Consider the following 23,888-nt stretch of genomic DNA (forward strand, 5'->3'; position numbering starts at 1 on the left):
AGAGGTGCGTCACCTCACCAACTGATTGCCGGAGCGAGCGACCGAAGGGCTGATCACAGCATCCGCATCCGGTACCCACGCAGCAGCTCCGCCGATGCGGAACCGCGCCCGCTCACCAGGCAGCAGCGTCACGAGTCCTCGATCGACCGTGGCCGAAGGATCGAGCTTGTCGACCAGGAGTGTGAGGTCGCGCACCAGGCCCTCGGCCGTGATCGTCACGTCGTACCCGCCGTGGTCATCCACAGCCTCCACCTCGGATGACAGTCGCGCCGCAGTCAGCGCGCTGTCGCGCGGCTCGGCGAACCACCACAGCCCACGCGTGCCCAGCGCCTCGATCGTCACCAGCTCTCGTGCGGCATCGCCCGCGACGGCGAGCGATGCGGGCACGTCGATGCGCAACGTCTCGCGCGCTGCGACCTCGACGTGCACGGCATCCGACGCGAGAACAGCGCCGTCGAAACCGATGCGACGGACGACGACCTCGCCCCGCCAGGCATCAGCCGTGTCGTTCGACAGCACTCCGACCAACCCGACGGACCCCTCTGCGGGATCCGCAGGCTGCACCGACACCGTCCGAGGCGCGAACGCGTTCTTCAGTGCGAAGTACAGCGGCTTCTCCCGCCCGTCGCCGTCGATCGCCGCCCACGACGTCACCGGCCAGCAGTCGTTGAGCTGCCACACGATCGCGCCCACATTGTGAGGGGCGAGCGAGCGGAACCACTCGAGTGCGCACGTCACGGCGTTCGACTGATTGAGCTGCATGGCCCAGTGCCACGTCTCGATGTCCTCCGGCACGCGGTAGTGCGAGACGAGACCGCCGGTGAGCTTCGCGTTGCCGTCGGCCGCCTTCTGATGCACGATCATGCCCGGCGACTCCGGGGTGAGCGGATCGTCGCTGATCGCCCGGGTCAGCGTGGTCCATGTCGGCGGCCCCTGCCATCCGAACTCCGCGACGAAGCGCGGTCTGTGCTCGCGATACGTGGGCCAATCACGGCGGTTCCACTGCTCCCACAGGTGCATCGAGCCGTGCTCCTCGTCGTTCGGATGCGGTCCGGTCTGCGCGGTCCCGTCCCATCCGCCGCCGGGACTGAACGGGCTGCCCGGCGCATAGGGCACGTGCGGTGCGAGCTCGGCGATCAGTGCGGGCAGCAGCTCGTAGTAGTAGTGCGCACCCCAGGTCCTGCCATCCAAGACGTTCTTCCAGCCCCAGTCCTCGTAGCCCCAGGTGTTCTCGTTGTTCCCGGTGAGCAGCACGAGCGATGCCCAATGCGCGAGACGGCTGATGTTCTCGCGTGCCTCCGCCTCGACCTCGGACCGCAGCGGATCCTCCTCGGCATACGCGGCGCACGCGAACAGGAAATCCTGCCACACCAGAAGCCCCAGCTCGTCGGCGAGGTCGTAGAAGTCCTCCGACTCGTAGATCCCGCCGCCCCAGACCCGGATGAGGTTCAGATTGGCATCCTTCGCCTGCTGCAGCCGTCCGCGGTAGCGGCCACGGTCGACGCGGCTCGGGAACGCGTCGTCCGGAATCCAGTTCACGCCCTTCACATAGATCGGCTGGTCGTTCACGATCAGCGTGAACGGCGTGCCCGCGGCATCCGGCGTCGTATCCCAGCGCACGTCGCGGAAGCCGACCCGGCGCGACGCCTCATCGAGCACTGTGCCTTCCGAGGACAGCGAGACCTCGACGTCGTACAGCACCGGTTCGCCGTATCCGGTCGGCCACCAGCGCTCGACGGCGTCCAATCGCACGCCGGCCTGCACATGCTCGGCATCCGCTGCGACCTCGATGACCTCCGTCACGTCGCCGATGCGTACCGTCAGCGACAGGGCAGCGGATGCTGCGCGCTCCAGCGCCGCGTGCACCCAGAGCACGCCACCGGAGCCCTCGGGCTGCGCGTGCAGGCTCACCTGCGCGAGCCGCGCATCCGACCACGATTCCAGGCGCGCCTCGCGCCAGATGCCGCTCGTGTACGTGGCGATGCCCCAGTCCCATCCGAAGCTGCACGCCGACTTGCGGATCGCGTCGTACGGCAGCGGGTACGGGCGCGGGCGCACGCCGAGGGCGACGCTCTGCTCGTTCGCGTATCTCACCGGACTGCGGAACGCGACCGTGAGCTCGTTGTCTCCCACGGTCAGGATGCGGGTGACGTCGAAACGGTAGGAACGGTGCTGGTTCGCGACCTCGGCGATCACCTGGCCGTTGAGCGTGACCGTCGCGACCGTGTCGAGACCGTCGAAGACGAGATCGTGCCGTGCAGATGCCCGCAGCACCTCATCCGACAGTGAGATCGTGGTGCGGTAGGTCCAGTCGACCAGGCCGATCCAGGCGAGCGCGGACTCGTTGTCGTCGAGATAGGGGTCGGGGATGAGACCTTCGCGCAGCAGATCGAGGTGCACGACCCCAGGCACCGTTGCGGGAATCGGATCAGCGCCGACCTCGGCAGGACCGGATGCCGCATGCACCTGCCATGCGGCGGCGAGCGGAGTGCGGACGAGGCGAGAATGCACGGAGGTGGTCACTGACCAACTGTGCCGCGCTCAGCCCCCTGAAGTCCATCCCCGTCGCGGCCGACCTTCTCGGCGGCGCGCGTCACGCGTGCGCGGAAACGCCACGCCGTCACCACCAGCACCGCGGCCGCCAGCACGACAGCGGTGGCAGCGACGCCCGGCGCCGCCGGATCTTCGGACCATCGTCCGACCGCGATCCACACGAGACCCCATGCCGTGGCGACAGCCGGCGCCCACCGCCCGCCGCGCCAGGCCGTGAATACGGCGATGAGACCGGCGAAGATCAGAGTGAGGACTCCGGGCACTCCGGGGGCCTGCGCCCACGCGTCCATCCCGACGGCGGCGAGCCAGGCGGCCAGGTTCGCGGCGGCCGCGACCGTCACCCACCCCAGGTAAAGACCGATCGTCCCGTCGACGAGCACGATCTCCGCGATCGTGCCGCGCCTGGGCCTGCGGCAGACCCGGACGAAGGTGACCAGCAGCACGCCGAGCAGGATCACGATGATCACGAACGACTCCGCGATGCGCCACGCCTGCACGCACATGAGCCACACGGCGTTCAGAAGGGCGGATGCTGCGACGCCGTAGCCGACCGCTCGATGAAGCGGCTTCGCCGCCTGGGATGGGACCAGCTGCCAGAGCGCGTACGCCACCAGGCCGAGGTAGATCACCGACCAGATCGCGAACGCGACCCCGGCTGGTGCGAGCACGGTGGCGTCTGCGGCGAACGCACCGCCCGCGGCATCCGGCATGGGCGTTCCGCCCAGCAGACCTGAGCCGAAGACTGCGGCGACGACCGCTCCCGCGACCGTCAGTGCGACGACGATGCGGCGGACGCGGTCAGACTTCTCCGTCTGGGGCATGCCCCCACATTAGACGCGACACCGCGACGACTACTCGGCGGGCGGCGGCGTGGCGCAGATGGCGAGGTCGGTGATCGCCTGGTGATACTGCTCGGCGGTGAACGGCAGCCCGAATTCGGGAGCCGTCTGACCATCCGCTGCCGGCGCCTTGGACGCGATGGCCGCGAGCTCCCAGGCGAGATAGGCGGCGGGTGAGCTTCCGGCCGTGGAGTTGTTCAGCACGACGGCGACGGTGAATCCGGTCTCAGGGTCGGAGTATGCCGCGGTCGCGTACCCGGGAGTGTGCCCGTGCTGCCCGATCAGGGGCCCGACGAGGTACGCGCCACCCGTGGCCTGGTACCACGACGGGGCGCCTTCGCTGGTGGGAAGCGGAGTCGAGTAGCGATCGGGCTTCGCGCCCTCCTCGCGCAGGCCCTGGCGCGCCGTCGCCTGCACATACCGGCCGAGGTCATCGATGGTCGAGACCACACCGGAGTCGGTGAATCCGGTGCTGGCGGAGAGCACCGTGATGTCGACGGGTGCGGTGCAGTCGTATCCGCCTTCGATGGCCGAAAGGTGATTGCCGCTGAGCGCGTTGCCGCCCGGTGCCGCGGCCTTGGAGCCGGGGAGCGACGTGTTCGCGAGTTCCAGCGGCTCTGTGACGTACTCGGCGATGAGCCGGGACGCGCTCTTGCCCGACGCGCGCTCCAGAGCGAGACCGAGCAGCAGGTAGCCGGCATCCGAATCGCGGTATGTCGTGTGCGGCTCGAGCTGATCCTGGCCGAGGCCGAAGGACGCCAGCTCCAGCGGCGGCCACTCCCGCGCCGGGGTGTTGAGCAGCATGCCCGTCACCGCGGCCTCGGACGAGCCCACACCGCTGGTGCCGTTGCAGAGGTCGAGCAGCGTGACGTCTTCGAGCTGCGCGACGCCGGAGACGTACTCGGGAACGGACGCATCCAATGCGACGACGTCATCATCGGCGAGCCCGTACAGCACATCGCAGGTCATCATGCGCGTGACATCGGCGACACGGAAGGTCATGTCCGTCGCGACGGCGGTCTGATCCTCGACCGACTGCGTGCCGAGGCCAGTGACCCAGGTGCCGCTCCACGGCACCCACACTCCGACGACCGCTCCGGTCGCGCCCGTCTCGACCATCGCGTTCTCCACGGCGGCCTGAAGCTGGGCTGCGGTGTCATCCGGCAGCGCGGCATCGACCTGTTCGGGCGGCGTGTAGGAGAAGGAATCCTCTGACGAGCAGCCGGTCAGGACGAGCGCGAGCGCAACGGCGCCTGCGGCGGCGGCACGCCAGCGGCGCGACGAGAGAAGGTGCATGAAGGTGGCTCCCGGAAGATTTATGTTCCCGAGTCTAAAGCGCACATCCTGAAACACATCATCCGCCGCCGCCGCTCCGAGGAGACGTACAGTGATGACGTGCCTCACATCTTCGAATCCGACGTCGTCGCCGCCATCCTCCACCACATGAACGTCGACCACGCCGACGACAACATGCTCATCGCGCGTGCCTTCGCCTCGGCATCCGATGTCGAGATCACCAAGGCCGTGATGACCGACCTCGACGGGTACGGCGGCGTCTGGCAGATCACGCGCGCCGGCATCCCGGAAGAGCTCCGTGTTCCGTGGCCGAGCGGTGAGATCTCCGAGCGGCCGGCCGTGCGTCGCGAGGTCGTGGCCCTGTACGACGCCGCGTGCGAGAAGCTCGGCATCGAGCCACGTCCGCACTCCTGAGGATCTGCGCTTTTACAAAGGTTAGGTTGCCCTTACACTGGCGGTATGGCCGATATCGTCTCCTTCTCCGCCGCTCTGCGTGAGCGTTCCTCGGGTTCGCACTCGCGCAGCGAGCACGCCGGGTTCATGTCCGACCTGCTCAAGGGCGAAGGCTCACGCGAGGACTACGTCGCCCTCGTCGCGCAGCACTACTTCATCTACGAGGCACTGGAGGCCGTCGGCGAGCGCATGCGCAAGGACCCGGTCGCCGCCGTGTTCATCAGCGACAAGCTGACTCGCCTTCCCGCCCTCGGAGCGGATCTCGAGTTCCTCATCGGCCCGGACTGGCGTGAGAGCATCACCCCACTGCCGACGACGCAGCGCTACGTCGACCGCATCGATGAGGTCGGTGCGACCTGGGTCGGCGGGTTCGTCGCACATCACTACACGCGCTACCTCGGCGACCTCTCCGGCGGCATCTTCATCGGACGCGTCATGCAGCGCCGGTTCGGCTTCGAGACGAACGGCGTCGGCTTCTACCTGTTCGACGACATCGCCGATCCCAACGCCTTCAAGGACGTCTACCGCGAACAGTTGGATGCCGCGCCCTGGGACGACGCGGAGCGCGAGCGCGTGATCGATGAGGTGCTGCTGGCGTACAAGTTCAACACCGAGCTGTTCCACGACCTCGACAAGGCTCGCGCGGCAGCTTAGGCGTTGACCTCGGGTGTCGACGCCCGCTCCCACGCTTCCCGCATGAAGCGGCGCACATCCTCATCGACCCTGATGTCGCTCGGACGCAGCGGCCTGGAGAGGTACAGGCCGTCGAGTGAGGTCAGGCGCGAGAGTGCCACGTAGGTCTGCCCTGGCGCGAACGCTCCTCCGCCGAGATCGATGATCGCGCGGTCGTACGTCTTGCCCTGGGACTTGTGGATCGTGACCGCCCACGCCAGGCGCAGCGGGAACTGCAGGAACTCCGCGATCACGTCGCGGCTGAGCGTCTTGGAGTTCTGATCGTAGGAGTAGCGGAACCTCTCCCACACGGCCGGCTCGACGTCGACGTCCTCGCCGTCGATCTCCACGCGCACCGATCCACCGAGGATGCGTTTCACGGTGCCGATCGTGCCGTTCACCCAGCGCGGCGGCTCGCCGCTCATGGAGACGTCATTGCGCAGGAACATGACCTGCGCCCCGATCTTGAGCTTGAGTTCGGCATCCGCAGGATAAGAGGAATCTCCGCGCCCGAAGTCGCCGTTGATCTCGGCCCGCGCTGTCTGCTCCTTGCCGGCGAGCGCCGCGAGATGGCGACGGTTGATGTTGTTGACGATGTCGTTGCGGGTCGCGAGCGTGATCATCGGCACCTCGCCGGGTTCGGGCTCGGGAGGTGTGCGCGCACCCTGCTCGTTCAGGACACCGGCGATCTCCGCCGTCACCCGCCCGTAGCGCACGGCGTTCAGCATCGCCTTGAAACCGTCATCCGACTGCCGGTGGATCTGCACCAGCTCGCGCACGTGCAGCTCGGCACCGTGCCTGCCGAGGTCGATGAGTCCGTCGGATTCGCCCATCGTCGCACCGGCCCACACCTTCGCGTCGAAGAACCAGAACGAACGGTAGTGATCCTGCACGTAGCGCAGCTCATCGCCGCGCGGCGGCACGGGTGCCAGCTGGTACGGGTCGCCGAACATGACCACCTGCACGCCTCCGAACGGCTCCGCCCGCCGGCCCCTGGCCTGCCGCAGCGCGCGGTCCATGCCGTCCATGAGGTCGGCGTTGACCATCGAGATCTCGTCGATCACCAGTGTGTCGATGGCGTTGAGGATGCGGCGGGTGGCGTCGTTCTGCTCGATCTCGCTCTCGGCGATGAGACCGATCGGAAGACGGAACAGCGAATGGATCGTCTGCCCCTCGACATTCAGCGCCGCAACCCCGGTCGGCGCGCAGATCGCGATCTGCTTCTCGGTGTTCCAGGCGAAGTACTGCAGCAGCGTCGACTTGCCGGTTCCGGCGCGGCCGGTGATGAAGACGTGCTCCCTGGTGTCCTCGATGAGCCGATACAGCTCCTGCTGCTCGGATGAGAGGGCGGGAAGAGACACGACTCTCATGGTACGTGCCTGCTCGGCGTCACAGCTCACGGCGCTCGGCACTGTCTCAGGCCGCCCTCCTAGACTGGCGCCATGGATCAGCCCCAGCCGACGACGCCTCGGCGCCGCCGACTCTGGGTCGACCTCACGACGCTCGCCGTCGTCGGCGTGCTTCTCGTCGGGGCGATCGCCGCCGGCGGAGCGGCACTGTACAAGGAGTACTACGGTCCTGGCGCCTTCGTCACGCGTTACCTCGAGCTGCTGGCGTCCGGTCGCGCGGCCGATGCGCTGCAGGTACCGGGGGTCGCCATCGATCGCGCCACCCTCGAGGATGCCGGTATCGAGGAGACGGCATCCGAGGCGCTCCTGCGCCAGGCTGCTCTCGCCCCCCTCACCGATGTCGACGTCGTGAATGAGGCCACCGTCGACGGCGTCACCTCTGTGACCGTCTCGTATGTGGCAGGTTCCCACCCCGGCAAGAGCACCTTCGATGTGGAGCAGGACGGCTGGGAGGGCGTGACCCCGAACTGGCGATTCGCCCGCACGCCTCTTGCGGCGGTCTCGCTCACCGTGCTCGGCTCTGACCGGTTCGCTGTCAACGGATTCGAGATCGATCGCCGTCAGGTGTCATCCGCCGGGATGGAGGCCGCGCCGCTGGACGCACTGCCGATGCTGGTGTTCACACCCGGCCTGTACTCGATCACGGTCGACACGGCAATCTCCAGTTCGCCGGGAGTCAGCATCCTGGCCGATTCCCCACTCACGCAGACGCCGGTCGACATCCAGACGCAGCCGACCGAGGAGTTCCTCTCGGTCGTGCAGACACGGGTCGAGGAGTTCCTCACCGAGTGCACCACCCAGCAGGTGCTGCAGCCGACGGCCTGCCCGTTCGGACTCGAGGTCCAGAACCGCATCGAAGACCTGCCGACCTGGACGATCAGCCAGCAGCCGACGGTCACGGTCGAACCGAACGGTGCAGCGTGGGAGATCCCCGCGGCCGAGGCCGTCGCGCACATCGAGGTCGACATCCGCTCCCTCTTCGACGGCTCTATCGAGCACGTCTCGGAGGATGTGCCGTTCCGCGTGAACGGGACGATCGACATCCTCGCCGACGGATCGGCGTCGATCAGGGTGGGTTCCGCCGGGGAGTGAGCGGTCAGCCCTCTCGGGCCTTCTGACGCGCATCTCGATCTGCCAGAGCGGCGAGCTGCGCGTTGTACTCCTCGAGCTCGGCGTCACCGGTGCGGTCGGCGTGGCGGTCGTTGCGGCGCTGCACCTTGGTGTCGTCGCGACTCCACTGGATCGCCACCGTGATCGCGACGATCAGAGTGGGTATCTCGCCGATGGACCAGGCGATGCCGCCGCCGATGTACTGATCCTCCATCGGCGTCGGGCCCCACGTGCGCGCCATGGAGCCGAACCACTCGGCGACCATGAGCCCTTCCTGCATCATGATCGCGATGCCGAAGAACGCGTGCATCGCCATGACCGCGATCAGGGTGATCAGCCGTCCGGGAAACGGCAGACGGTACGGGACAGGGTCGATGCCCACCAGGCTCATGACGAAGAGGTAGCCGGTGATCAGGAAGTGGATGACCATCCACTCGTGGCCGAGATGCTCATACATCGACCACCGCACGAGATCGGTGAAGTAGAACGCCCACAGCGATCCGATGAACAGGCCGGCCGCGACGAAGGGATGGGTGATGACCCTCGAGAACGGGGAGTGCACCGCCCACATGATCCATTCGCGACCACCGCGGGTGCCGTCGTCGCGCTTGTGGATCGCCCGAAGTGCGAGCGTGATCGGCGCCCCGGCGACCAGCAGCAGCGGGATCGCCATCGTGAGCATCATGTGCCCGAGCATGTGCACGCTGAAGAGGTAGTCCTGGTACAGGTTGATCGGCCCGCAGGTGACCCACACGAGCATGATCAGCCCGAGGACCCAGAAGATCGTGCGGTGGATCGGCCAGCGGTCGCCGCGGCTGCGCATGCGCCAGACGCCGGCGAGATAGAAGAACAGTCCGAGCGCGGCGGCCATCGCCCACAGGATGTCGATGTCCCAGCCGGTGAACCACATGTCGATCGTGAACTCGGGCGGCAGTGGGGAGTCGGTGAGCAGCTCGGCCGGTGTCTTCAGGATCGCAGCGGTCTCACCGGTCGGCGGAGGCGTACGCGCGAGCGCCGCCGCAGCTCCCGAAGCCAGCCCCATCAGGGCGACTTCGCAGAGCACCAGCATCCAGAACCAGCGCGAAGCGCTCTCGCCACCGAGGCGAGGGATGAGGCGTGCGCGATACCAGGCTCCGAGCAGACCCATCCCGCCGAGCAGCACGGCCTTGGCGATGATGATGAGGCCGTACGGCGTCCAGAGTCCGTCCCAGCCGCCGAGGCCGACCGTTGAGCGCATGATGCCTGATACAGCTACCACGAAGAACGCGGCGATCGCGAGCGACGAGTAGCGGCGCACCAGGGCGGTGTGGTCGATGCCCTTCGCGCGATGCAGCACGATCAGCAGGAACAGTCCGCCCAGCCAGACGGCGGCGCCGACCGTGTGCAGCAGGATCGAGTTGACGGCTATGACGTGACCGGCGAGCTCCCCGGAATGGCCCTGGGTGGCCAACGGGAGCAGAGATGCGACGGCGATTCCCGCCGTGAAGAGAGTGGATGTCCAGCCGCGCCACGCGAAGGCGAGGATCGTGACGAGCGCGCCCATGATGGTCGTGATCAGCCAGGCCTGGCCGAGGGGAAGGGTGAGCAGGAAGCGTCCGAGCTGCTCACCGAACTGCTGTTCGAGGCTGAGCTGCACGTTGAAGGCGCCGAGGAAGGTGAGGAACGCGGTCACCGCGGACGAGACCGTGAAGACGGCTGCGCCGATGGATGCCGCATCCAGCGCCGTCTCGAAGGGCTTCTCCCCCGCACGCAGCGCGAACAGGGCGAGCACCATCGAGCCGATCATGACGGCTGCGCTGATGTTGTTCACCATCCGCGCGGCCGGGAGACCCCAGCGCACGAAGGGTCCTGGATCGCTGAGCAGCAGCGGCGCTGCTCCCCCGCCGAGCTGCAGCGCGACCAGGAGCGCGACGACGGCTGCGACGGCGAGGATCACGAGACCGGCCGCACGATACGCCGACGCGCGTGTGGTGCGCAGGCCGGGAGAAGTCACCCTTCCAGCCTAAGCGCGTACGGCTTGCGGCGCGGACGACCGCGAACAGCACGAAGGCCGCCCCCATCGAGCAGGGGCGGCCTTCGAAAGGAGCTGTCTTACTTGACGGCTGCCTTGAGCTTGGAACCGGCGGTCACCTTGACGCGCTTGCCGGCCGGGATCTTGATCTCGGCGCCGGTCTGGGGGTTGCGGCCCGTGCGAGCTGCGGTGTCGACCTGCTCGAACGAGATCCAGCCCGGGATCGAGACCTTGCTGCCCTTGGCGACAGCGTCGGAGACGGTGCCGAAGAGTGCGTCGAGGACACCCGAGACGGTGGCCTGGCTCTGGCCGGTGGCGCTTGCGATGCTCGCGACGAGCTCGGTCTTGGTGATGGACTTGTCAGCCATGTCAGCCTCCAGCGACGAAGTGTCGCATCGTTGTGGTTCGGGAGGCGGATGCCGCCCGCTGGTCGAGTGACCGCCTCGAATGTATCAACCACTGCCCACATTTCCGCGTCATTTCGCGGGTTTTGGGGTTTTCATAGGCGTGTCGCGGTGCAGATGTGACGATTGTGACTCGAGTGACGTGGTTTCAGCCGCGATGAGATGCGACCACGCCACGAGCTGTGCGTTCGAAAGCGGGCCCCACATCGCCATCCAGATAGCCCCCGACCAGTGCCGCATCACGCAGCAGAACCAGGGATGCGGCGACCTCCGCCGGCGCCCTCAGCCCGGCCGCCGCGGCGAGTGCTTCGAGGCTCGAACGGAACCATTCGCGATGCTCGGCGATGAGCAGACGAACCGGGCCGTCGGCATCCGGATATTCGGCTGCCGCGTTGATGAACGGACATCCTCGTGTGTGCCGACGGGTGACATCGGACGCGATGCCGTCGATCGTGAGGTCGATGAGGGCGTCCGGCTCGTCCGTCACGGCCAGTGCAGCGTCCAACAGACCACGGAGATAGGCGTCCTCGCCGCGCAGGTAGGCAAGCACCAGATTCTCCTTGCCCGCGAACTGCTTGTACATCGTCGCTCGGGTGACACCGGCTTCCGCGATGACGCGGTCGATGCCGACCGCGTGGATGCCCTCCTCGTAGAAAAGGCGGCTCGCGGCTTCGAGGAGGCGCTCACGCGCGGCGCTCGGCCTCTGAGTGGTGTCGTCAGGAGTGCTCATGCGTTGGTCCTTCCCCTCTCATCGTGGCATCCGGATCCTCGGCTCCCGAATTCTCTTCGAGTTCTGGGAATAGACTGCAGTAGACCGAACGTTCTGTCTACTATCACGATATCGCAGTCCGGAAGACGCCGGGCCGAAAAGGAGAAGAAACAATGAGCATCACCGAGAAGGCACCGATCGTCCTGATCCACGGACTGTGGATGACGCCGAAGAGCTGGGGCACCTGGGCGGAGAGGTTCCGTGCACAAGGTCATGAAGTGATCGTGCCCGGCTGGCCTGGGATCGACGACCGCAGCGTGGCCGACATCCGTCGCGATCCGAACGCGCTCAAGGGCATCGGTCTCAAGCAGATCGCCGACAACTACGAGCGCATCATCCGCGCACTCCCCCAGAAGCCGATCATCATGGGCCACTCGTTCGGCGGCGTGCTCACGCAGATGCTGGCCGACCGCGGTCTCGGAGTCGCCTATGTCGGCGTCGCCCCCGGGCAGACGGCCGGTGTGACGACGCTCCCCCTGTCGACGCTGTGGACCGGGACACCGATCCTCTCGAATCCGTTCGGGAAGAACGGGGCGAAGCCGCTGTCGAAGCGCCACTTCCACTTCACATTCGGCAATGACCTCTCGCGATCGGCATCCGATTCCCTGTGGGAGGAATACGCGGTCAACTCCTACAACCGGGTCTTCTTCGAGGGAGTGGCGTCCGCATTCGACGAGAAGAACGGCGTCACCCACGTCGACTACGCGCGCAAGGATCGCGCACCGCTGCTGATCATCACGGCCGGGATCGACCACGTCGTGCCTCCGGCGATCGGACGCGCAGTGTTGAAGAAGTACACGGACTCCGGCAGCCCGGCGATCGTGGACTACAAGGAGTTCCCCGGCCGCACCCACCGACTGGTCAGCCAGGACGGCTGGGAGGAGATCGCCGACTACGCGCTGGACTGGGCGGTGTCCCGCTCAGCGGCGTCAGTCGCCTGAGTGCGGGGTGGGTGCCTCGGTTCGGGATGGGCGCGCCCTGGGGTGCAGGGCGTGGGCGCCTGGGTACGGGGTGGGTGCCTGGCCGGGGCACCCCGACTGGCACCCTGTCGGGAGGAGAACTCCGCGATGGGAGGAGGATGCCACGGCATCCGTCCTCCCGAGGGCGTGAAGTCCTCCCGAGCAGGTGCGAGCAGATGCCGAGCGGGTGCGGGCAGGTGCCGATCGGGTGCCGAGCAGGTGAGGCGAGCAGTGCATCACGCCGAGAGGTGCAGGCGCTGACCGATCGCGGCCAGAATCGTGGCCTGCACCACGGCCCACTGGTTCATGAGTTGCTCGTAACTGATACGGATCACGTGGTATCCATTCAGCTTCAGGAGCGCATCGTGCGCGATGTCGCTCGTGCGCTGCGCCCCGACATGATGACCTCCGTCGATCTGGACGACGAGACGCTCGCCGATCAAGAAGTCGACCCTATGTCCGAGAATCCACACCTGCGGCGTGATCGGAGTATTCAGCCAACTCAGACGCGTGCGGAAGATGCTCTCCGTGCCGGCATCCGCGAACGGACGCGCGTCGGCAAGCAACCGACGTGCCGCCGGCGGCAACGGAGCGCGCTCGAGCATTCCCGGATCGACGAGATTCTTTCGAAGTGCCGATTCCCATGTCGCCAGAGCGCTCTCATATGACTGGCATCGCGCCACGAGGATCAGAGCGTTCTCCAGTGTGTCCTCGCAGGAATCCGGGACGCGCGGAAACTTCGGTACATCCCAATGAATCACCCCACGAGAGACAGCGGCGTGCCCGGAATGGGGTGGCGCCGCCACATGAGGTTCGGTGCTGTCGAGCACCCACAAGCCCTTTCTCGCCGCGAGCGTCACACAAGTGAGCACCACACCTCGCCGAGCAGCGGTGACGAGCATGGCATCCGCGTTGCACAACGCTACCCATCCCCGTCGCACCGAGACGACTTGGCCGCTGCGCACCGCGAGCCGGAGCGCATGCTCCGTCACGCCCGCGCGTCTCAGAGTCGCCACTCGAGCGACACCAGCGCGCTCTGACAGCGCCTCGATCGGGTTCATGTGTCGATGATGACGGGATGCGGCATCCGGTCTTCACCCAGAAGTCGCGTTCCGTGGATGGCTCGCCCGCCACGCCAGTTGTGGAGGAAAAGTCGTCGGGAGGAGTTCCCCCTCTCCGGAGGAGAATCCCAAGGCAGGAGTCCTCCCGACGCGGAGTTCTCCTCCCGAGAGGGAGCGCAGAAGCCCCGACACGCAGAAGCTCAGGCACGCAGAGGCTCAGGCACGCAGAGGGTCAGGCACGCACAGCCCCTGCAACACACACCCCGGGCACGCAGAAGGGGCGAGGATCCGAAGATCCTCGCCCCTTGAAAGCGTTGCTTACCAGCTCGACTTGGTGATGCCGGGCAGCTCGCCACGGTGTGCCATGTCGCGGAAGCGCACACGCGAGATGCCGAACTTCGTCAGCATGCCACGGGGGCGGCCGTCGATGGCGTCGCGCGAACGGACGCGCACCGGCGATGCGTTGCGCGGCAGCTTCTGCAGGCCGACACGAGCAGCCTCGCGGGCTTCGTCGGTTGCGGCAGGGTCGACCAGGGTCTTCTTCAGCTCGGCACGACGGGCGGCGTAGCGCTCGACGATGACCTTGCGCTGCTCGTTACGAGCAATCTTGCTCTTCTTAGCCATGTTTAGCGCTCCTCTCGGAATTCGACGTGCTTGCGGACGACCGGGTCGTACTTCTTCAGCACAAGACGGTCGGGGGTGTTGCGACGGTTCTTCTTGGTCACGTACGTGAACCCGGTGCCTGCCGTCGAACGCAGCTTGATGATCGGACGGATGTCCTGAGACTTCTTGGCCATTAGAGCTTGACACCCTTCGACTGGAGGTCCTTGACGACGTTCTCGATGCCGCGGACGTCGATCACCTTGATGCCCTTGGCGGACACGTTCAGCGTGATCTTACGGCCGAGCGACGGCACGAAATAGGTCTTCTTCTGCACGTTCGGGTCGAAGCGGCGCTTCGTCCGGCGGTGCGAGTGCGAGATGGTGTGACCGAAGCCGGGAACAGCTCCTGTCACCTGGCACACTGCAGCCATGTGATTACTCCTTCATTACCGTGAGGCCGGACGGCCTCACCCAAGATCCCTTGTCTGCGCGCCGCACCTCTCGGACGAACCAGGAGGGAGACAGCACACGAACTACGCACAGGAGTGTGCGCAGACAAGGAGTCAGTTTAGCATGGCCTGCGCGTCGGCTGCGCCCCGCCCCCAGCGGAACGGCGAGACGGATGGGTCTCCCTCGATCCAGAACCTCCAGGGGAACGCGTGCGTGCCGGCGTGCCCGGCGACCCCGACGCGTGGCCCCGTCGCGATGCGGACGGCGCCCTCGGCAAGCCACAGCCCGGCACTGGCTCCGTGCATCTCGGCCCCGGTGATCGCGTCGATCCCGTCGTGGAGCGGATGCCGGAGGCCCGACACCTGCCCGAATCGACCAGGACCGCGGGCGAGGTCTCTGCCTGATCTGCCTGATCGCTCAGTCGCAGCATCCGCGCCCTCGACGACGGAACCTGCACGCAGCAGCACACCTCCGGCGATCCCGTCGGGCGCGCACACGACGTTGACGCACGAGTGGATGCCGTGACTGAGGTACACGTAGAGGTGTCCAGGCTCGCCCCACATCGTGGCGTTCCGCGCGGTTCTGCCCATCCGCGCGTGGGAACCGGGGTCTGCGAGCGCGCCGGTGCCGCGGCCGTGATAGGCCTCGACCTCCGTGATCCTCAGTCGCACCTCGGCTCCGCCAACCACTGTGCGCAGCTCGCCTCCGAGCAACCTCGGTGCCACCTCCAGCGGCAGGGCTGCGAGGTCGTCTCGGTTCGCGCGGCGAAGCGTCATGAGCTCAGAACTGCGGCGCCATCTGGCACCACGACGCATCGAAACCGGTGAGCACGACCATCTCATCGCCGGAGCGCAGGTCGATCAGGTGCGTCTGCAAGGTTTTCGGAAGCGGCACGAGCAGGTCGTCGTAGGGGTTCTCGACCAGCTTCGGAGCGACGGTCACTGCGACGTACTGCCCGCTCGGCGACGGGCACGCCTGCAGGATCGCGTTTCCGGAGGCGACGTCGAACAGCGAGGTCGCCGCACCGTCATCGTCGACTCTGATGATGGCCTGCCCGGTGGGAAGACCGACCTCATCACGCGCCACGACGTGTCGCAGCGTGCCGCCAGGAAAGGGGGTGATCGTCGTCGCCACTCCGAAGTCGGGCTCGGATGCCGCGAGCGGGGTCTCAGAGCCGTCGGCGAGGTTCAACTCCACGGTGCTGCCGTCGGCCCTCCGCACGATCGCGGTGTACGTGCCGCGCGAGATGCCGAGCAGGCTCATGGCCATGCCCATGTTCTGCGCCCCTGCGTCACCGGATCGATCATCGAGCGAGAGGGTGCCGGCGAAGTCGATGAACAGCACCGCGGCCGAGTCGGGCACGAACTGCCATTCAGCGATGCTCGCCTCGGCGTCGCCGACCTCGATGATGTGCGGCTCGTCATCACCGTCGAGCGATTGGGTGACGAGCACACTCGCACGCCCGGTGTCCTCGCTGAGTTCCCGGTCGGAATAGGTGTAGCCGACGAGACCGCCGCGCTCGGAGACCTGCACCGAACTGACATAGCCGTCACCGGGCAGGGTCAGCTCGCGGACGTTGTCACCGTCGTGGTCCATCACCAGGATGCGTGACCCGTCGTCATCCTCGACAGCGACGACGAGCCGCGTCGACGTCGAGCGATAGTCGTTGATGCGCGGATGCGTGAAGACGGGCACGGCATTCTCGCCGCCGAGGTCGGTGCGGAATATCGAGTCGTCGTCATCGGACCGGTTGAGCAGGAAGATCTTGGCCGCGGGTGTGGTGAACGTGGTCGACAGATCGGATGCCGGTCCGCCGCCGGTACCGGTGGCGCCGTCGACCCGTACGGTGTACTCGGTCGCGTCGTCGAGAGGGACCGTGAAGCGGATGCCGATGCTGCGGCCTGCGGCGTCAACAGTGAACGGCACTGCCGGCTCGACCGTGACCTGTGACGCGTCGATCGGCTGCAGCGACTGGTTGGCCGTGAGGATCACACGACTGCCCGAGACGTCGATGGCCTCGGCCGCATCGACCTGGACGTCGCTGACCCGCGGACCCTGGAAGAGGCTGACCGCTCCGAGTCCGCCGACCACGACGACGAGCACGGCGACGACCGCGAGGATCGTATAGAGGAAGCGGCGGTCGGGGGTTCGTTGCTGCGGGTCGTTGAGCGGAGGCGACGGAGGCGCCGGAGACGAAACGGGCTGAGCGACCGGAGGGAGTCGAAGCCATTCCCCCTCTGGCGCGCGAGGGACCTCAGGCGGGTTCGGCGCTTCGTTTCGACTCGCTGACGCTCGCTCAACGCGTTTCGTCTCGCTGTGCTCGCTCAACGACCCGCGTGGGGAGTCATCCTCGGCGCCTGCGGCGTCTCGCTCTGCGGCCTCGCGGGCGGCGCGCGCTTCGGCGCGGGTGCGCGGCGCGTCCGGGTGATCCTCAGTACTCATAGGGATCCCCTGGCTCATCGATCTCGACCACAGAGGTCGGAACGACGCGGAGCGATCCATCGCTGTCGGCGGTCACCTTGCCGGTGACTTCGATCCACTGCCCTGTGCTGAACTGCCCCTTGCCGCTCTCGCCGGCATCGACGCTCACCGGCACTGCGGCGGGCTGGGCATCGATCACGCAGTGCGTGATGATCATGCGGGTGAGGTTCACGGCATCCGCATCGGCGCCGGGCGTGACGAACCCGGTCAGCGTGACGGTCGAACCGTCGTACGCCTCTGGGCGGGTCGCAGTGGCGAAGACGCTCGACCACTCCCCGACGCCGAAGGTCGTGGTGTCCGCGACGCCGAGTGTCGGGGTGTCTGCACCGGCGAAGAGGGTGCCGGTCGCGTCAGCGCGCGACATCGCGAGTTCGACGGACAGCGATGCGGGCGGCAGCACGAGCGCGGCCACGACGACGCCGCTCGCGACGACTCCGGCCGACACGACGCCGGCGAGTTTGAGTGCGCGCCGGGGAGATGCCGCGGCATCCGACTCGTCATCCGCATGTCCGTGATCATGGCCGTGATCCGTCTCCGCGCCCAACGGGAGCGTGCACGACCAGATCGCGCCGGCGAGCACGACGACGGCTCCGGCGCATGCGAACCAGATCGACTCGGGGCTGATGTAGAGCGTGAGCCGCCCCGTGATCCCCAGTCCGAGCGTCACGACCGAGATGCCGACTGCCAGGCCGAGGCCGAGCCAACGCGTCGCGATGGCTCGCCAGCGGGTGCGGGACTGCTCAGCCAAAGACGTTCACCCCGATCCCGATCGCGAACGCGCTCATCACCACGACCGCGACGACGCCCACGAGAGTGCGCGTCGTGAAGGTCGTGCGCAGCAGCGCGAGCATCTTGATGTCGACCAGCGGCCCCACCAGTAGGAACGCGATCAGCGCACCAGACGAGAACGTCGATGCGAATGACAGCGCGAAGAAGGCGTCGACGTTCGAGCAGATCGCCACCGTCATCGCGAGCGCCATCATCGCGACGATCGAGAGCACCGGGTTCGAGCCGATCGCGAGCAGCATGTCGCGCGGCACGAGCACCTGCACCGCACCGGCCAGCGCGGAGCCGATGACGAGGGCAGGCATGACCGCGCGAAGCTCGATCAAGAACTGCGTCAGGCTGCGACGCGTCGGAGTGCCGTGCTCGTGCTGCACCCGCTCGCAGGTGGCGGTGAACTGCTGGGTGAGCAGGGCGTCGGGCGAGGGATGGCGGCTGTAGATCCAGCCGATGAGGTTCGCGATCAGATAGCCGCCGACGAGCCGGGCGACCAGGATGCCGCCGTCCCACCCGAAAGCCGCATGAGTGGTGATGATCACGATCGGGTTCACGATGGGCGCCGCGATCAGAAAGGTCATCGCCTCCGCAGGTGCCAGACCGCGCATCATCAGGCCACGGGCGAAGGGCACGTTGCCGCACTCGCACACCGGGATCAGCATCCCGAGCAGCGACAGCACCGCACGACGGGCCCATCCTCTCGTAGGCAGCCAGCGCTGGATGAGATCCGGCGGCAGCCACACCTGCACCACGATCGACAGCACGACGCCGAGTACGACGAACGGCAGTGCCTCGATGAGAACGCTCAGCGCGAGCGTGAGACCGTCCTGCGCGCGGCTGGGAAGCGAGTCCTGGAACAGCGCCGGCGCGAATCGGTCGATCAGGAACAGCGCCGCGATGATGACGACGCCGATACCGACGCCGATCCACGGCGAGCGAGGGGCACGCTGGTTGCGACCGAACCCTGCGGCAGTCGACGCGCGCGGTGGGCTGACGGTGCTCACGCGGACGCGGATCCCTCAGCCGCTGCGCGCCTGTTCGCGCACGGGGTGCACAGTCCGAAGATGTCGACGACGTGCTCAGCCTCGCTGAAGCCGTGCAGCGATGCGGTGCGCTGCGCCCAGGCCTCGACGTCCTTCGCCTCGATCTCGACGGTGAGCCCGCACGAGCGGCAGATCAGGTGGTGGTGATGCCCTTCGGTCGAGCAGGCGCGGTACAGTGCCTCGCCCTCGGGGCTCTGCAGCGAGTCGGCATCACCGGCGGTCGCCAAGCCCGACAGCGCACGGTAGACCGTGGCGAGACCGATGCCGGTCTTCTCCTCACGGAGCGTGGCGTGCAGGGTCTGCGCGCTCACGAAACCGCGCGCATCCGCGAGCGCTTCGCGCACTCGCTCGCGCTGCCAGGTATTGCGCTGAGCCATACCGAGAGTCTAGGCCGCGGCGCTTGTCACGGGCTGAGAGCGACGCTTCACCCGCGCGCGCGAGCGCTGCACCACCCAGCATCCCGCGTAGATGAGGAACGAGATCGTCGTGATGTACGGGCTCACCGGCAGCGTTCCGGCGAGCGCGAGCAGGATGCCGCCGACCGCGGAGACGAAACCGAACAGCGCCGCGAGCAGGGGCACCGTGAGCGGGCCGGCAGCCACGCGCATGGCCGCGGCGGCGGGCGTCACGAGAAGCGCCATGACCAGCAGCGCACCGATGATGTGCACGCTGACCGCGACGATGAGGCCGAGCAGAACCATGAACGCCAGGCTGAGCGCTCTGGTCGGGATGCCGCGGGCGGACGCAGCCACATCGTCGAGCGAGTCGAACCGCAGCGGATTCCACATCACCAGCAGTCCGATCAGCACGAAGGCGCTGATGCCGATGAGCCAACCGAGGTCGGGACTGGACACCGAGACGATCTGCCCGGTGAGCAGGCTGAAGCGGTTCGCGCTGCGTCCGTCGTAGAGCGACAGGAACAGGATGCCGAGACCGAGGCCGAACGGCATCAGCACGCCGACGATCGAATTGCGATCGCGCGCCTTCGAGCCGAGGATGCCGATCAGGATGGCGGCGACCAGCGCGCCACCCAGGGACCCGGCCACGACGCTGCCGCCGAACAGCAGGGCCGCTGCGGCACCGGCGAACGACAGCTCGCTCACGCCGTGCACGGCGAAGGCGAGGTCGCGCTGCATCACGAAGACACCGATCAGGCCGCCGACGATGCCGAGTACCGCGCCCGCGATGATCGAGTTCGCGAGCAGGGCCACGAGCGCGCCGTAGTCCTGGAAGGAGAAGACGTCTCCCCAGTCGATGCTGTGCACGATCATGCGGGCACCTCCGCGCAGCATCCGAGCACGAATGCCGACGCCGGGCCGAGCACCGACGTCGGAGAAGTGCAGCTATCTCGGGGCGATTCGTGTGATTCCTCCGAAGAACGTGCAGTTCTCCGAAGTTGCTGCACACCCGTCGGCGCGATCATGCGACTTCTCCCGCGTCGTGGTCATGGTGCGGCTCGGCATCGGGCACCCCGACGACGACCAGGCGGTCGCCGGCGCGGAGCACGAAGACCGGAGTGCCGTACAGATCCGTGAGCACGCGGCTCTGCAGCACCTCGTCCGGGGTGCCGAGCACGAAGCGGCCGCCCGCGATGTACAGGATGCGGTCGACTCTGCCGAGGATCGGGTTGATGTCGTGGGTCACGAACAGCACGGCGGCGTCGCGCTCGCGGCGCTGGCGGTCGATGATGTCGGTGATCCCGAGCTGGTTGGCCAGGTCGAGGTTCGACAGCGGCTCGTCGCAGAGTAGCAGCGTCGGCGCATCGGCGAGGGCCTGACCGACCCGCAACCGCTGCTGCTCTCCGCCGGAGAGCAGTCCGACGCGACGATCAGCGAAGTGCGATGCTCCGACGCCCTCGAGCAACGCGTCGACTCGCGCGCGATCGCCGCGGCGCGGGATGGGCAAGCCGAACCGGGTGCCGTTGACGCCGAGCGCGACGACATCGCGCGCGCGCATGCTCGTGTCGGGCGGAAGGGGACGCTGCTGAGGGATGTAGCCGATGCGCGGATTGCCGCGGCGCACGGGGTGTCCAGCGACGCGGATGCTGCCCGAACTCAGCGGCTGGAGGCCGAGGATCGCCCGCATGAGCGTGGTCTTGCCGGAGCCTGACGGCCCGAGCACGGCGATGAACTCACCGGGTTCGACGGTCAGATCGAGTCCGGACCACAACTCCCGGTGCCCGCGGTGAAGCGCCGCGCCCGTGATCTCGAGCACCGGCGCCGCGGCCGGCCCCTGAGCGCCCCCACTCACTTCTGGAGTGCGGCGGCGAGGTCCTGGATCGCATCACGCATCCACTCAGAGTACGACGATCCGTCCTCGAGCAGCTCCGTGAAGGCGACGACGGGGATGCCGGCGGCCTCTGCCACCTCCTCGACACGCTGGGTCTCGGCTCCACCGGTCTGCGCATTGGTGAGCAACGCCTTCACCTCACCGCTGTCGATCACGTCGAGAGCGGCGAGCAGAGTCGCTGGTGCGACATCGGTGCCCTCTTCCACTGCTTCGGCGAATCCTTCAGGTGTCACATCGGTGAGGCCTGCAGCTGCGGCGATGTAGCCGGGCAGCGGCTCGGTGATGAACACGGATGCGCTGCCGGCCTCGGTGCCGATCGACTCGAGCTCGGCTTCGAAGCCCTCGAGGTCGCTGACGATCTCGGCGGCGGCGGCCGTGAAGTCGGCTTCGCCGTCGGGGTCGAGCTCGCTGAACTCGGCCGCGATGCCCTCGACGACGTGGATCATCGTGTGCGGGTCGAACCAGACGTGCTCATTGAAGCCCTCGATGTGGTCGTGGCCCTCGTGGCCCTCCTCTTCCGCATGATCCTCTTCTGCGTGCTCATCGCCCTCGGCATCCTCGTGGCCCTCGTTGCCGGGATAGTCGTGCGAGAACGAAGCCGCCGTGAAGATGTTCACGTCGGAGTCTCCGATCAGGGTGTCAATGAACGCGTCGTATCCTCCGCCGTTCTCGATGACCAGCTCTGCGTCCTGCACGGTCAGGCGATCGCGCGCGGATGCCTCGTAGGAGTGCGGGTCCTGCGAAGCCGAGGTGATGATCGAGGTCACATCGACGCGGTCACCACCGATCTGCTCGGCGAGTGATCCGTAGACGTTGGTGCTGGCGACGACCTGGATCACGTCGTCGCCCCCGCCTGCATCGGCCGCGGGCGTGGCAGAGCATCCGGCGAGGACGAGAGCGGAGACGGATGCGAGCGTGAATGCGACGACGGACTTCATGCCTTCGACTCTACACGCTAATGATAACCATTCTCACCACGGCGAGCCTGAGACGAACCGAAGCCTCAGCTCGGCGCGATCCAGGCCGTGGCCTCGCCCGGCAGCAGCTGCCCGTCGAGTGCGAGGCTCGAGAGCACGACGCTCGCAGCATCCGGGCCGAGATCAAACGATTCCTCGCCGAAGTTCGTCACGATCTCCCAGCCGTTCGGCCTCGCGAAGCGCAGCACGTCCGCACGGCCGGTCTCGATCCACTCCAAGCTCTCGCCTGTCTGCAGCAGATGACGCCGGCGCAGCGCCTCACGGTAGAGCGAGAGCGTCGAAGACGGATCGGCCGCCTCGACATCGACGGCGTGCTGGGCGAACCAGGCCGGCTGCGGCAGATGCGCACCGTCGGAACCGAATCCGAACGAGGATCCGGATGCCGTCCACGGCAGCGGTACGCGGCATCCGTCTCTCCCGAAACCGTCGAATGACGCGCCACGGAAGAACGAAGGGTCCTGTCGCTGCTCGGCCGTGATCGCCGCGACCTCGTGCAGCCCGAGCTCCTCGCCCTGGTAGAGGTAGGTGCTGCCTGGGAGGCCCAGCAGCAGCAGCGTCGCCGCGTTCGCCCGGCGCGCGCCGCGTTCACGATCCAGTTCGTCCTCCGGACCTCCTGCCTCGACCCACTCGACGCCCTGCTTGCCCGGACGCCCGCCGAGGGGAGGCAGCCCGTAACGGGTGGCGTGCCGCGTGACGTCATGGTTGGAGAGCACCCAGGTCGTCGAAGACCCGGTCGCCCGCGCCTGCTCGAGGTTGTCGGCGATGATGCGGCGGAACTGGTCGGCAGCGAAGTCTGCGACGAGAAGGTCGAAGTTGAACGCCTGACCGAGGCCCTCGGCTGAGGCGTACTTCGCGCGTCGCTCCGGCGTCTCGACCCAGGCCTCGGCGACCGCGGTGCGCGGCGGGTCGTACTCATTGAAGACCTTCCGCCACTCGGCGTAGATCTCGTGCACCTCGTCCCGGTCAGCCAGCGGGTGGCGGCCAGAGGAGCGGTCGAGCTTCTCCAGCTCTGCGCGGGATGGCAGCGGCTCCGTGAGATCCTTCGTGAGCATGTGCGCGACATCGATGCGGAAGCCGTCGACACCGCGGTCGGACCAGAAGCGGAGCGTCCTCAGGAAATCCTCGCGGACTTCGGGGTGATCCCAGTTCAGATCCGGCTGCTCGGTGGCGAAGCTGTGCAGGTACCACTGACCGTCCTCGACGCGCTCCCACGCGGGTCCGCCGAACGCCGCGCCCCAGTCCGTCGGCGGCTCGGATCCGTCTGCCCCGCCGCCCTCCCTGAAGATGTATCGCTCCCGCTCGGCCGAGCCGCGCCCTGCGGCGAGCGCCTCCTGGAACCACTCGTGCAGGTTCGATGTGTGGTTCGGGACGATGTCGACGACGACTCGGATGCCGCGTTCATGCAGTGCCGCGACCATCACGTCGAAGTCGTCCAGGGTGCCGAGCCGAGGATCGACGTTGCGGTAGTCGGCGACGTCATAGCCGCCGTCGGCGAGCGCGGAGGGGTAGAACGGGCTGAGCCACACCGCATCGATCCCGAGCTGTGCGAGGTAGTCGGCGCGGGAGACGATCCCGGGGATGTCGCCGAGTCCGTCTCCGTTCGCATCCGCGAAGCTGCGCGGGTAGATCTGGTAGACGGCGGCCTGACGCCACCACTCTGCTGTCTTCTCGTCTGCCGTCTTGTCGTCGCGGGTCTCGGTGAGAGGCGCATCGGTCATGAGTGGTGCTGC

General features: G+C 67.3%; 24 protein-coding genes. 4 read left to right on the top strand and 20 right to left on the bottom strand.

The features are described 5' to 3' along the window. Positions 1 to 9 precede the first annotated feature (9 nt). Genes IEV67_RS03305 through IEV67_RS03315 form a run of 3 tightly spaced genes read right to left on the bottom strand, consistent with a single transcriptional unit; the run spans position 10 to position 4,688 of the window. Positions 10 to 2,523: a glycoside hydrolase family 2 protein gene (locus tag IEV67_RS03305; RefSeq protein WP_229702681.1), complete on the bottom strand. Its 2,514-nt coding sequence runs from the start codon at positions 2,521 to 2,523 to the stop codon at positions 10 to 12. Then, complete coding sequence (locus tag IEV67_RS03310) at positions 2,520 to 3,374, bottom strand: TspO-related membrane protein (protein ID WP_188435145.1); 855 nt, start codon at positions 3,372 to 3,374, stop codon at positions 2,520 to 2,522. The genes IEV67_RS03305 and IEV67_RS03310 overlap by 4 nt, the downstream gene beginning before the upstream one ends. Positions 3,375 to 3,404: 30 nt before the next feature. After that, complete coding sequence (locus IEV67_RS03315; protein WP_188435146.1) at positions 3,405 to 4,688, bottom strand: serine hydrolase domain-containing protein; 1,284 nt, start codon at positions 4,686 to 4,688, stop codon at positions 3,405 to 3,407. A 99-nt stretch (positions 4,689 to 4,787) separates the two neighbouring features. Between IEV67_RS03315 and IEV67_RS03320 the strand changes: the two genes are divergently transcribed. Then, a complete protein-coding gene (locus IEV67_RS03320; protein ID WP_188435147.1) occupies positions 4,788 to 5,102 on the top strand; it encodes a DUF2470 domain-containing protein in 315 nt (104 codons plus the stop codon). Between the two features lie 45 nt (positions 5,103 to 5,147). Next, positions 5,148 to 5,795 (top strand): biliverdin-producing heme oxygenase, encoded by a 648-nt coding sequence (locus IEV67_RS03325; protein ID WP_188435148.1) that lies wholly within the window; start codon positions 5,148 to 5,150, stop codon positions 5,793 to 5,795. Here the strand turns inward: IEV67_RS03325 and IEV67_RS03330 are convergent. Continuing rightward, the gene (locus tag IEV67_RS03330) at positions 5,792 to 7,183 is read right to left on the bottom strand and encodes an ATP-dependent DNA helicase (RefSeq protein ID WP_373284416.1); all 1,392 of its coding nucleotides are present in this window, start codon (positions 7,181 to 7,183) and stop codon (positions 5,792 to 5,794) included. The two genes, IEV67_RS03325 and IEV67_RS03330, sit on opposite strands and share 4 nt — an antisense overlap. Before the next feature lie 72 nt (positions 7,184 to 7,255). Here IEV67_RS03330 and IEV67_RS03335 point away from each other — a divergent pair, with 72 nt between their 5' ends. Next, positions 7,256 to 8,314 (top strand): hypothetical protein, encoded by a 1,059-nt coding sequence (locus tag IEV67_RS03335; protein ID WP_188435150.1) that lies wholly within the window; start codon positions 7,256 to 7,258, stop codon positions 8,312 to 8,314. Positions 8,315 to 8,318: 4 nt separating this feature from the next. On the opposite strand, the gene IEV67_RS03340 is transcribed toward IEV67_RS03335, so the two are convergent. From IEV67_RS03340 to IEV67_RS03350, 3 genes are all read right to left on the bottom strand, one after another. Continuing rightward, entirely contained in the window at positions 8,319 to 10,325 is a 2,007-nt protein-coding gene (locus IEV67_RS03340; protein WP_229702683.1) for a bifunctional copper resistance protein CopD/cytochrome c oxidase assembly protein, read from the bottom strand. Positions 10,326 to 10,423: 98 nt separating this feature from the next. Then, entirely contained in the window at positions 10,424 to 10,711 is a 288-nt protein-coding gene (locus IEV67_RS03345) for an HU family DNA-binding protein (RefSeq protein WP_033105720.1), read from the bottom strand. 184 nt (positions 10,712 to 10,895) lie between these two features. After that, the gene (locus IEV67_RS03350) at positions 10,896 to 11,477 is read right to left on the bottom strand and encodes a TetR/AcrR family transcriptional regulator (RefSeq protein ID WP_188435151.1); all 582 of its coding nucleotides are present in this window, start codon (positions 11,475 to 11,477) and stop codon (positions 10,896 to 10,898) included. Positions 11,478 to 11,629: 152 nt separating this feature from the next. Here IEV67_RS03350 and IEV67_RS03355 point away from each other — a divergent pair, with 152 nt between their 5' ends. Beyond that, on the top strand, positions 11,630 to 12,457 hold the full coding sequence (locus IEV67_RS03355; protein ID WP_188435152.1) for an alpha/beta hydrolase: 828 nt from the start codon (positions 11,630 to 11,632) through the stop codon (positions 12,455 to 12,457). Positions 12,458 to 12,711: 254 nt separating this feature from the next. On the opposite strand, the gene IEV67_RS18910 is transcribed toward IEV67_RS03355, so the two are convergent. From IEV67_RS18910 to IEV67_RS03420, 13 genes are all read right to left on the bottom strand, one after another. After that, positions 12,712 to 13,080, bottom strand: coding sequence for an endonuclease domain-containing protein (locus IEV67_RS18910; protein ID WP_229702685.1), 369 nt, complete (start codon positions 13,078 to 13,080; stop codon positions 12,712 to 12,714). Positions 13,081 to 13,854: 774 nt separating this feature from the next. Then, positions 13,855 to 14,160 (bottom strand): 30S ribosomal protein S14, encoded by a 306-nt coding sequence (gene rpsN / locus IEV67_RS03365; RefSeq protein ID WP_033105719.1) that lies wholly within the window; start codon positions 14,158 to 14,160, stop codon positions 13,855 to 13,857. Positions 14,161 to 14,162: 2 nt separating this feature from the next. Next, positions 14,163 to 14,333 (bottom strand): 50S ribosomal protein L33, encoded by a 171-nt coding sequence (gene rpmG, locus IEV67_RS03370; RefSeq protein WP_033105718.1) that lies wholly within the window; start codon positions 14,331 to 14,333, stop codon positions 14,163 to 14,165. Beyond that, on the bottom strand, positions 14,333 to 14,569 hold the full coding sequence (rpmB, locus tag IEV67_RS03375) for a 50S ribosomal protein L28 (protein ID WP_188435154.1): 237 nt from the start codon (positions 14,567 to 14,569) through the stop codon (positions 14,333 to 14,335). The genes rpmG and rpmB overlap by 1 nt, the downstream gene beginning before the upstream one ends. Before the next feature lie 132 nt (positions 14,570 to 14,701). Beyond that, positions 14,702 to 15,364 (bottom strand): DNA-3-methyladenine glycosylase, encoded by a 663-nt coding sequence (locus IEV67_RS03380; RefSeq protein ID WP_188435155.1) that lies wholly within the window; start codon positions 15,362 to 15,364, stop codon positions 14,702 to 14,704. Positions 15,365 to 15,368: 4 nt separating this feature from the next. After that, positions 15,369 to 17,030, bottom strand: a complete 1,662-nt coding sequence (locus IEV67_RS03385) for a TolB-like translocation protein (RefSeq protein WP_188435156.1) — start codon at positions 17,028 to 17,030, stop codon at positions 15,369 to 15,371. Beyond that, positions 17,020 to 17,817: a TIGR03943 family putative permease subunit gene (locus tag IEV67_RS03390; RefSeq protein WP_188435157.1), complete on the bottom strand. Its 798-nt coding sequence runs from the start codon at positions 17,815 to 17,817 to the stop codon at positions 17,020 to 17,022. Before IEV67_RS03390 ends, IEV67_RS03385 begins: the two co-directional genes overlap by 11 nt. Then, positions 17,810 to 18,751 carry a permease gene (locus IEV67_RS03395; protein WP_373284445.1) on the bottom strand — a complete coding sequence of 314 codons (942 nt, stop codon included), beginning with the start codon at positions 18,749 to 18,751 and terminating at the stop codon, positions 17,810 to 17,812. Before IEV67_RS03395 ends, IEV67_RS03390 begins: the two co-directional genes overlap by 8 nt. Positions 18,752 to 18,849: 98 nt before the next feature. After that, complete coding sequence (locus IEV67_RS03400; RefSeq protein ID WP_188435159.1) at positions 18,850 to 19,269, bottom strand: Fur family transcriptional regulator; 420 nt, start codon at positions 19,267 to 19,269, stop codon at positions 18,850 to 18,852. A 9-nt stretch (positions 19,270 to 19,278) separates the two neighbouring features. After that, positions 19,279 to 20,163, bottom strand: coding sequence for a metal ABC transporter permease (locus IEV67_RS03405; protein ID WP_188435160.1), 885 nt, complete (start codon positions 20,161 to 20,163; stop codon positions 19,279 to 19,281). Between the two features lie 148 nt (positions 20,164 to 20,311). After that, a complete protein-coding gene (locus IEV67_RS03410; protein WP_188435161.1) occupies positions 20,312 to 21,142 on the bottom strand; it encodes a metal ABC transporter ATP-binding protein in 831 nt (276 codons plus the stop codon). After that, on the bottom strand, positions 21,139 to 22,119 hold the full coding sequence (locus IEV67_RS03415) for a metal ABC transporter solute-binding protein, Zn/Mn family (protein ID WP_188435162.1): 981 nt from the start codon (positions 22,117 to 22,119) through the stop codon (positions 21,139 to 21,141). Before IEV67_RS03415 ends, IEV67_RS03410 begins: the two co-directional genes overlap by 4 nt. 65 nt (positions 22,120 to 22,184) lie before the next feature. Further along, positions 22,185 to 23,876, bottom strand: a complete 1,692-nt coding sequence (locus tag IEV67_RS03420; RefSeq protein WP_188435163.1) for a glycoside hydrolase family 13 protein — start codon at positions 23,874 to 23,876, stop codon at positions 22,185 to 22,187. Positions 23,877 to 23,888: the final 12 nt, after the last annotated feature.

The organism is Microbacterium murale (genome assembly GCF_014635185.1).
In the GTDB taxonomy this organism is placed as follows: Bacteria; Actinomycetota; Actinomycetes; order Actinomycetales; family Microbacteriaceae; genus Microbacterium; species Microbacterium murale.